This window comes from Pseudomonas sp. 2VD (assembly GCF_005503585.1).
In the GTDB taxonomy this organism is placed as follows: Bacteria; Pseudomonadota; Gammaproteobacteria; order Pseudomonadales; family Pseudomonadaceae; genus Pseudomonas; species Pseudomonas aeruginosa.
The window spans coordinates 1-8,330 of the sequence record NZ_SCND01000279.1 but is presented as its reverse complement, the minus strand read 5'-3'; the positions used below and the strand labels follow the sequence as shown (position 1 = coordinate 8,330).

General features: G+C 71.8%; 7 protein-coding genes. 2 read left to right on the top strand and 5 right to left on the bottom strand.

Annotated features, from left to right (window positions below):
- The coding region (locus FFS27_RS24000; RefSeq protein WP_042855449.1) for a DUF2809 domain-containing protein at positions 1–390 on the top strand (390 nt) is incomplete at its 5' end.
- Here FFS27_RS24000 and FFS27_RS23995 read toward each other — a convergent pair.
- The 4 genes from FFS27_RS23995 to FFS27_RS23980 form a co-directional block, all read right to left on the bottom strand.
- Positions 391–1,503 carry a dihydrolipoamide acetyltransferase family protein gene (locus FFS27_RS23995; RefSeq protein WP_003117550.1) on the bottom strand — a complete coding sequence of 371 codons (1,113 nt, stop codon included), beginning with the start codon at positions 1,501–1,503 and terminating at the stop codon, positions 391–393.
- A 17-nt stretch (positions 1,504–1,520) separates the two neighbouring features.
- Complete coding sequence (locus FFS27_RS23990; RefSeq protein ID WP_003138212.1) at positions 1,521–2,522, bottom strand: alpha-ketoacid dehydrogenase subunit beta; 1,002 nt, start codon at positions 2,520–2,522, stop codon at positions 1,521–1,523.
- Positions 2,515–3,612 (bottom strand): pyruvate dehydrogenase (acetyl-transferring) E1 component subunit alpha, encoded by a 1,098-nt coding sequence (gene pdhA, locus FFS27_RS23985; protein ID WP_058133454.1) that lies wholly within the window; start codon positions 3,610–3,612, stop codon positions 2,515–2,517. The genes FFS27_RS23990 and pdhA overlap by 8 nt, the downstream gene beginning before the upstream one ends.
- A 141-nt stretch (positions 3,613–3,753) precedes the next feature.
- Positions 3,754–4,779 (bottom strand): Leu/Phe/Val dehydrogenase, encoded by a 1,026-nt coding sequence (locus tag FFS27_RS23980; protein WP_003091859.1) that lies wholly within the window; start codon positions 4,777–4,779, stop codon positions 3,754–3,756.
- A 245-nt stretch (positions 4,780–5,024) separates the two neighbouring features.
- Here FFS27_RS23980 and FFS27_RS23975 point away from each other — a divergent pair, with 245 nt between their 5' ends.
- Positions 5,025–5,837: a SirB1 family protein gene (locus FFS27_RS23975; RefSeq protein WP_003138209.1), complete on the top strand. Its 813-nt coding sequence runs from the start codon at positions 5,025–5,027 to the stop codon at positions 5,835–5,837.
- Positions 5,838–5,843: 6 nt separating this feature from the next.
- Here FFS27_RS23975 and FFS27_RS23970 read toward each other — a convergent pair whose 3' ends face one another.
- Positions 5,844–8,327: a LuxR C-terminal-related transcriptional regulator gene (locus FFS27_RS23970; protein ID WP_003138208.1), complete on the bottom strand. Its 2,484-nt coding sequence runs from the start codon at positions 8,325–8,327 to the stop codon at positions 5,844–5,846.
- Between the last annotated feature and the right edge of the window lie 3 nt (positions 8,328–8,330).

Sequence of the window (8,330 nt, the reverse complement as noted above, 5' to 3'; positions counted from 1 at the left end):
CTCCCCGCCTCCCCCGTCCGCTCCCGACGCTGGCGCCTGGACCGGCGCAGCCTGCTGCTGGCACTGCTGCTGTTCGGCCTGCTGGTCCTGCTCGCCACCCTGGGCCGGCATTGGGGCTGGATACGCAGCTTCGGCGGCGACCTGCTGGCGGTGGTCTGGCTCTACTACCTGATGGGCAGCGCGCTCAGGGCGCCGGCCGCCTGGCTGGCATCCGCCGCCTTTGCCGTCGGCGCGCTGCTGGAACTGGGCCAGTACCTGGCGGCGCAACTGCATTGGCAATTCTCCAGCCCCGTGCTGCGCATCGTTCTCGGCAGCACCGCCGACGGCTTCGACCTGCTCGCCTATGCCCTCGGCGCGCTGCTGGCATGGTGGCTGGAGCGCCGGCGCTGATCAGCCGTCGGGCTGCTCCAGGGCGTTCACCAGTACCTTGAGGAAACGCGCCGCCTCGCCACCGGTGGCGGCGCGGTGATCGAAGGTCAGCGAGAGCGGCAGGATCGGGTGGATCGCCATCTCGCCGCGCCAGGCCACTACTTCGTCGCGGATGCCGCCGGCGCCGAGGATGGCCACCTGCGGCGGCACCACCACGGGGTTGGCGTAGCGGCCGAACAGGGTGCCGAAGTTGGATAGGGTCAGGGTCGCGCCGAGCATTTCCGCCGGCGGGATCGAGCGTGCCTGGACGTCTTCGCGCAGGCGCCGCATACCGGCGCGCAGGTCCTCCGCCGAACGCGCACCGACGTCGCGCAGCACCGGCACGAACAGGCCGTCCGGGGTGTCCACGGCGATCCCCAGGTCGAGCCGCTCATGCAGTTTCAGCGACAACGAGGCGCCATCGAACCAGGCGTTGAGGGTCGGCTCGGCGCGACAGGCCTCGGCCAGCGCCTGGGCCAGGCGGATCAACGGGTCGCGTGCGGTCTTCCAGCGATGCAGGTCGGCGTCGCCGTAGATCGTCACCGGCACCACCTCGGCATGCGAGCGCGCCATGTTCAGCGCCATGCTCCGCCGTACCCCGCGCAAGCGCTCGCCGCCGAAGCGTTCGCGGGCGCCCTGGGCGGCGGCCTCGACGTCGGCGCGGGTGATCAGGCCATCCGGGCCGGAGCCGCTCAGGCCGGCCAGCTCGACGCCCTGCTGGCGGGCGAACTGGCGCACCGCCGGGGTCGCGCGCGGTGCCAGGTGCTCGCGGGTGGACGGTGCGGCGCCGATGAAGAAACGGTCCTCCAGGGCGCTACCGCCGCCCTCCAGGCGCCCCACCACGGTACCGGCGTCCGCCTCCTCGCCCTCGAAGCCCACCAGCGGTTCGCCGACGTGGAGGATGTCGCCCTCGGCGCCGAACAGCTTGCCCACCACCCCGTCGTAGGGCGCGGGGATGTCCACCAGCGCCTTGGCGGTTTCCACCGAGACCAGGCGCTGGTCGGCGCGCACGCTGTCGCCGGCCTTGACGTGCCATTCGACGATTTCCGCTTCCTGCAGGCCCTCGCCCAGGTCGGGCAGCTTGAAGTGCTTCATGGTCGTCTCCCCTCGGCTCAGGCGTAGCCGAGCACGGTGTCGCAGGCCGCCAGGATGTCCTCCACGGCGGGCATGTACAGCGGTTCCAGGCGGTACAGCGGCGGCGGGATATCGGCCGCGGCGACCCGCTGGATCGGCGCCCGCAGATCGAACAGGACGCGCTCGTAGAGGCTCGCGGCGATTTCCCCGCCAAGGCCGCCGCTCTTCGGCGCCTCATGGACGATCACGCAGCGACCGGTCTTGCGCACCGAAGCTTCGAGGGTGTCGAGGTCGAGCGGCTTGAGGCAGGCGACGTCGATCACTTCGGCCTCGATGCCGCGCTGCGCCAGGCGCTCGGCGGCCTGCAGGGTCTCGTGGACGCTGGCGCCCCAGCTGACCAGGGTCAGGTCGCCGCCTTCGCGGAGGGTGAAGCAACTGTCCAGCGGCAGGCGCCGGGCGTCGTCCGCCAGCGGCTGCGGGTTCATCCGGTAGAGCCGGGTCGGTTCGAGGAAGATCACCGGATCGGGATCGTCGATCGCCGCCAGGAGCAGGCCGTAGGCCCGCGCCGGCGACGACGGCACCAGCACGCGGACGCCGGGGATGTGCGCGAACATCGCCTCGGTCGCCTCGCTGTGGTGCTCCGGCGCGCGGATTCCCGCGCCCATCGGCGTGCGCAGCACCAACGGGCAGGCCAGGCGGCCGCGGGTGCGATTGCGCAGGCGGCTGGCATGGGACACCAGTTGCTCCATGGCGGCGTAGATGAAGCCCATGAACTGGATCTCCATCACCGGCTTCAGGCCCTGGGCGGCCATGCCGATGGACAGCCCGGCGATCATGTTCTCCGCCAGCGGCGTATCCAGCACCCGCTTGAAGCCGAAGCGCTCGCGCAGGCCGAGGGTGGCGCGAAACACCCCGCCGTTGACCCCGACGTCTTCGCCCAGCACCACCACCGCCTCGTCCTCGGCCATGGCCCGGTGCAACGCCAGGTTGACCGCCTCCAGAAGGGCCAGGCGTTTCGCTTCGCCGTTGCGCTCATTCATGTTCGGCCCCTCCCTGCCGCCGCGCGGCGCGTTCCAGCAATTGCTCGCGCTGCTCCTCCAGGGCCGCCGGCCAGCGCGCGTAGACATGCTCGAACAGTGCCTGCGGCGCCTGCGCGGCGAACGTCTCGAAACGCTCCACCGCCTCCTGCACCCGCGCCTGGCACTCACCCACCAGCGCCTGCTCGCGCTCCTCGTCCCACTGGCCGCGGCCGGCGAGGAAGGCGCGCAGGCGCTTGATCGGCTCCTCGCGCCAGGCCTGGTTGACCTCCTCGGCGGAACGGTAGCGGCTGGCGTCGTCGGCCGTGGTGTGGTCGCACAGGCGATAGCTGATGCACTCCAGCAGGGTCGGCCTCTTGCCCTGGCGCGCGCGCTCCAGGGCCGCGCGGACGCGTTCGGCGACCGCCAGCACGTCGTTGCCGTCCACCTGTTCGCCGGGGAAGCCGGCACCCACCGCCTTCTCCGCCAGGGTCGGCGCGCCGCACTGGATGCGCCGCGGCACCGAGATCGCCCACTGGTTGTTGTTGACCACGAAGAGCACCGGCAACTGCCAGGCGCCCGCCACGTTCAGCGCCTCGAGGAAATCGCCCTTGCTGGTGGCGCCGTCGCCGCAGGTGGTCACCGCCACCCGGTGCTCGCCGCGGATGCGGAACGCCGAGGCGACCCCGCAGGCATGCAGGGCCTGGGTGGCGATCGGCACGCAGATGGGAAAGTCCTGCGCCGCCAGCGGTTCGGCGTAGTCGCTGCCGCGCTCGTCGCCGCCCCAGTAGAGGAGGATGTCCTCCATGCGCACGCCGCGCATCAATTGCACGGCGGTATCGCGGTAATAGGGCACCAGCACGTCCTCGGCGCGCATCTGGCTGCCGATGGCCACGCCGATGGCTTCCTGGCCGAGGGTTGGCGCATAGGTGCCGATCCGCCCGGTACGCTGGAGGGCCACCGCCTTCTGGTCGAACAGGCGGGTCAGGAGCATCTGCCGGTAGAGGCCGACCAGCGCATCGCTGTCGCCGGCCCAGGCGGGCAACTCGCCGAGGGGCCGACCGTCGCTGTCGAGGTAGCGGGTGAAAGGCGGGTCGATCCGGTTGTGAACCATCGCAAACCTCCTCCGCACGCCGGGTAGGCGTGCCGCTCAGGGTCGCGCCGCGGGTGGCGGCGTGCACGCGCGGCACCGCGGGGGTGGCCCGCACTGCCGCTGGCGAGGCCCGCTGGCGGCCTCGCCGGAAACGCCGGCCCGTCACTGCGGGCCGTAGAGAATCCGTTCCGCCAGACGGTCGGCGATCCGCGCCGGCGACTGGTGGTCGGCCTGGGCATGGGCATAGATCTCGGTGAGCCGCGCGGGAATCCGCGCCAGGTGCGCGGTGATGCTGTGCGGATCGGCGCCGCGGTGCTTGAGGGCGACGTAGATCAGGCCGCCGGAGTTGATCACGTAGTCCGGCGCATAGAGGATGCCGCGCGCCTCCAGCTCGTCGGCGACCTCCGGCCGCTCCAACTGGTTGTTCGCCGCCCCGGCCACCGCCGCGCAGCGCAACTGGCTGACGCTCTGGCTGGTGAGCACGCCGCCCAGGCCGCAGGGCGCGAGGATGTCGCAAGGGGTGGAGAGCAATGCCTCCGGCGCCAGCGGATGGGCACCGAGCTGCTCGACGGCCAGTTGCACCCGGCCGGGATCGAGGTCGCAGACCAGCAGCTCGGCGCCGACCGCCGCCAGTTGCTCGGCCAATGCGTAGCCGACGTGGCCGAGCCCCTGCACCGCGACCCGCAGGCCTTCCAGGTCGTCGCTGCCGAGGCGCGCCTGGGCGCTGGCGCGAATCCCGGCGAACACGCCGAGGGCGGTATGCGGCGAGGGGTCGCCGGCCTGGGTGGTGCTGGTGACGTGGCGGGTCTGCTGGGCGATGCAGTCCATGTCGGCGCTGGAGGTACCGCTGTCCACCGCGGTGATGTAGCGTCCGCCGAGGCTTTCGATGAAGCGCCCGAAGGCCTCGAACAGCGCGCCGCGATTGTCCAGGTGCGGCGGGCGGATGATCACCGCCTTGCCGCCGCCCTGCTCCAGCCCGGCCAGGGCCGCCTTGTAGCTCATGCCCTGGGCCAGGCGGATGGCGTCGCCGATGGCGGCTTCGTCGTTGGGGTAAGGCAGGTAGCGACAACCACCCAGTGCCGGGCCGAGTCGCGTGCTGTGGATGGCGATAATGGCCTTGAGTCCCGTGGCCGGGTCTTGGGCGAGGTGGAGACCCTCGAGCCGGGCCGCGTCCATCATGTCGAACATGCTGGGGCTCCCCTGCTTGCTGCTTGTTGTCCGGGCCGGGCCGTTGCCGCCCGGCACCTTCAGTATAGGCAGGCGTCGGCGAAACGCCCGCAAGGCCGACGACCAGGCGGCGGCGCTCGCCGAGCCGGGTACTGGACGAAGCTTCGGCGGACGGTTACAACCTTGGGGTCCGCCCGCTCGAAACCGGCCCCGGCGTGCTCCGAACGGCCCGTCCGCAGCGATCCAGGCGCACCAGGAGGAAAGCCATGGACCCGCGTCAAGCCTGCCTCGATTGTCTCGCCCAGGAACCGCCAGCGCTGTTCGAGGCGGCCCTGTGGATCGCCGCGGAGCACCTCCCGGCGTATTCGCCCGCCCACGCCCTGCGCGAGCTCGACGAACTCGTCCGGCAGATCGGCGCGAGCCTGGACGATCGCGCCTCGGCCAGCGAGCGCGCCCAGGGGTTGCTGCGGCGAATGAGCGAACAGGGTTTCTGCGAGGACGACGACTTCCCCCTGCAACCGCGCTCGGCCCTGCTTCCGCTGGTGCTGCAGCGGCGCCAGGGACAGCCGTTGTCGCTGGCGCTGGTGGCCATGGAACTGGCGCGGCGGCTGGACATTCCGCTGGTCGGAGTGAACTTCCCGGGACGCTTCCTGCTGCGCGTGCCGCAGGCCGACCATCTGCTCGACCCGGCCACCGGACGGCGCCTCTATCCCACCGACTGCCGCGAACTGCTGCTGCGCCTGCAGGGGCCGAAGAGCGAGCTGCAGGCCGCCTACCTGAAGCAGGCCTCTCCCGGGGAAATCCTCCAGCGTCTGTCGCGCAACCTGCGACAACTGCACAGCGCCGTCGGCGAGCCGCTGGCCGCGCTGAAGGATGCCCAGCGGGTGATCGAACTCGGCCCGGTGGGCGCCGCCGACCACGAGGCCCGCGCCGGCCTCTATCGGCAACTGGATTGCCCGCAGGCGGAACGCTACGACCTGGAACGCGCGCTCTTGCTCAGCGACGATCCCACCGAGCAACTGCGCCTCGGCCAGCGCCTGGGCGAACTCGCCCCGCCGACCGGCCGCGCCCTGCACTGAGGCCGCTCAGGCGAGCAGGCCGAGGGCCTTGGCCCGCGCCACCGCCTGGGTCCGGCGGGCCACCCCGAGCTTGCCGTTGATCCGCCGGGCGTGGGTCTTCACCGTGTGCAGGGAAATGAACAGTTGCTCGCCGATCTCCTGGTTGGAGCAGCCCTGGGCGATCAGGCCGAGCACCGCCAGTTCCCGGCAACTGAGCGGACTGAGCCCCTCCTCTTCTTCCCCCGGCAGGGCGGCGAACAGTTGCGGCTGGCGATCCCGCAGTCGCCGCTGCGGCAGTTGCAGGCCCAGCCGCTCCGCCAGTTCCAGGCCGCTGCGCAGGGTTTGCTGGGCCTGGGGCAATTGTCCGGAGAGGAACTGGCACTCGGCGATACCCATGCGCACTTCGCAGAGCAGCGTCTGCCGCCCCTGCGCCTCGAGAATGGCGAGCAGCCCGCGCAGCCGCGCTTCGGCGGCGGCTGCCTCGCCGCTGTAGAGTTCGGCCAGTGCCAATTGGTGCTCTACCCGCGCTTCCAGCTCCGGTTCGGAGGGCGGCGACAGGCGCGCCCGTCCCGGCTGGAAGTAGGCGCGGACCCGCAGCAGGATCTCCCGCGCCTGCGCCGGCCTTCCCTGCTGCAGGGTCAGGGCGGAGCTGACCAGCAGCAGCGCGCCGCGATACAGCGGATCGGGGACATGGCGCTGCTGCATCAGCCGCTCGACCTCCAGCAGGCGGTTGAACGCCGCGTCCAGGTCGCCCTGCCCGGCTTCCAGCAAGGCCAGTCCCAGGTAGCCGTAGAGCGCCCAGGGATCGAGATTCTCCCGTGCCTGCTCCAGCCCCAGCCGATACCAGTGCCCGGCCTCGACCTCGCGGCCCTGCTGCAGGCACAGGCGCGCGCGGCGCAGGGCGATCCGGCCGAGCATCGGGCTGCCCTGCTGGCCGAGGTCCTCCAGGTAGCGCTGGGCGCGATCGAGGACGCCTTCCGCGCGCAGCAGTTCGCCGCGCTGCTCCAGCCACTGCGCCCGCTCCAGTTCGATCAACGCCTCGAAGATCAGGCTGTCGTGCTCGCGCGCCAGGCGCAAGGCATCGCGGCCGATCAACCGCGCCTGGTCCATCCGCCCCTCGATCATCGCCAGTTGCATCAGCGCCGAGCGGCAGATCAGTCCCTGCGACCAGGCGTCCTCCGGCAGTTGCTCCAGCGCCTCGCGCAGGTAGTCGGCGGCGCCGCGCTCGCCGCGGCAGTGCAGGAGGATCCCGAACAAGCCCTGCCATTGCGCCAGCAGCACCCGCTGGCGGGACGCCGAGGGCATCGGCAGGAAGCGCGCCAACTGGCCGATGCAGTCCTCGGCTTCGGCCAGGCGTCCGGCGTAGAGCAGCGTCCAGGCATTCAGGATCACCAGGCGCGGCGTGCTGGCCAGCAGCGCCGCCGGCAGTTCGTCGCGCAGGGCCAGGACCATGCCGATGTTGTGGCCGTGCAGCAATTGCTCCTCGGTGAGCTTCTGCAACAATCCGGCGGCGGTTTCCGGTTCGTCGGCGGCCAGCGCCTGGTCGACCGCCTCGCGGGTCTCGCCGTGTTCGGCGAACCATTCGCAGGCTTCCCGGTGGAAGTCCCGCTGCGGGCGCTGCGGCGCTTCGCGCCAGGCCTCGCGGATCGCCGGCGGCAGGCTGTAGCGCTGGTTCGCATCGGCCAGCAGGGGGAAGCCCCGCGCCAACAGGTCGTCCAGCCCGTGGGGCAGCTCCTCGAACAGCCGGCGGAACAGCTCCGGACCGACTTGCGGCAGCCAGGCCAGGGCACGCGCGGCGTCGGCCAGCGGCGGCGGCAGCTCGTCGAGCAACTCGTGCTGGAGATATTCCTGCAACAACGGTCCGGCCGTCTCTTCGCCGACCAGCAGGCGCAAGCGCAACGCGGCGCACCAACCGCCGCTGCGTTCCAGCAGTGCCCCGGCCGTAGTGGCATCGGCGCTGCGCCCGTGCAGGCGGAGCAGTTCGGCGACCTCGTCGGTATCGAACGCCAGCAGGCCGCCGTCGACCTCCAGCAACTCCCCTTCCAGCAGCAACCGCGCCAGGTTGCACTGCGGCCGCCGCCGGCTCGCCAGCCACCAGCCCACCCGTGGCGAGGCCGCGCTCAACAGGCGATCGAGGCAGGCGTCGAGGGCGGGGTCGGGGTGCCGTGGGTAATCGTCGAGCAGCAGCCACAGCGCGGAAGCGTTACGCAGCCGCCGGCACAGCTGCGCTTCGTCGCTGTCCTCGGCCAAGCCGAGGGCGCCGGCCAGGCGGCGGCGGAAGGTCACGGGGTCCAGCGCTTCCCCGCCCAACGCCAGCCAGACCACCTGCACGCCAGGCGGCGCCCGCCGCGCGCATTCTCCGAGGAGGACGGTCTTGCCGCTGCCGGCGGGCGCGCAGAGCAGTCGCAGGCGGCATTCGCCGCGCAGCAGCGGCTGGTGCAAACGGGGCCGCGGCAGGTGCTGCGGCGGCAGCCGCGGCAAGGCGGCGGGCAGCTCGGTCGGCTCGGTCATGGC

Excerpts from the sequence above, each read along its gene's own strand:
- FFS27_RS23995 (WP_003117550.1), bottom strand. The coding sequence starts at position 1,503 with ATGAAGCACTTCAAGCTGCCCGACCTGGGCGAGGGCCTGCAGGAAGCG.
- FFS27_RS23990 (WP_003138212.1), bottom strand. The coding sequence starts at position 2,522 with ATGAATGAGCGCAACGGCGAAGCGAAACGCCTGGCCCTTCTGGAGGCG.
- pdhA (WP_058133454.1), bottom strand. The coding sequence starts at position 3,612 with ATGGTTCACAACCGGATCGACCCGCCTTTCACCCGCTACCTCGACAGC.
- FFS27_RS23980 (WP_003091859.1), bottom strand. The coding sequence starts at position 4,779 with ATGTTCGACATGATGGACGCGGCCCGGCTCGAGGGTCTCCACCTCGCC.
- FFS27_RS23975 (WP_003138209.1), top strand. The coding sequence starts at position 5,025 with ATGGACCCGCGTCAAGCCTGCCTCGATTGTCTCGCCCAGGAACCGCCA.
- FFS27_RS23970 (WP_003138208.1), bottom strand. The coding sequence starts at position 8,327 with ATGACCGAGCCGACCGAGCTGCCCGCCGCCTTGCCGCGGCTGCCGCCG.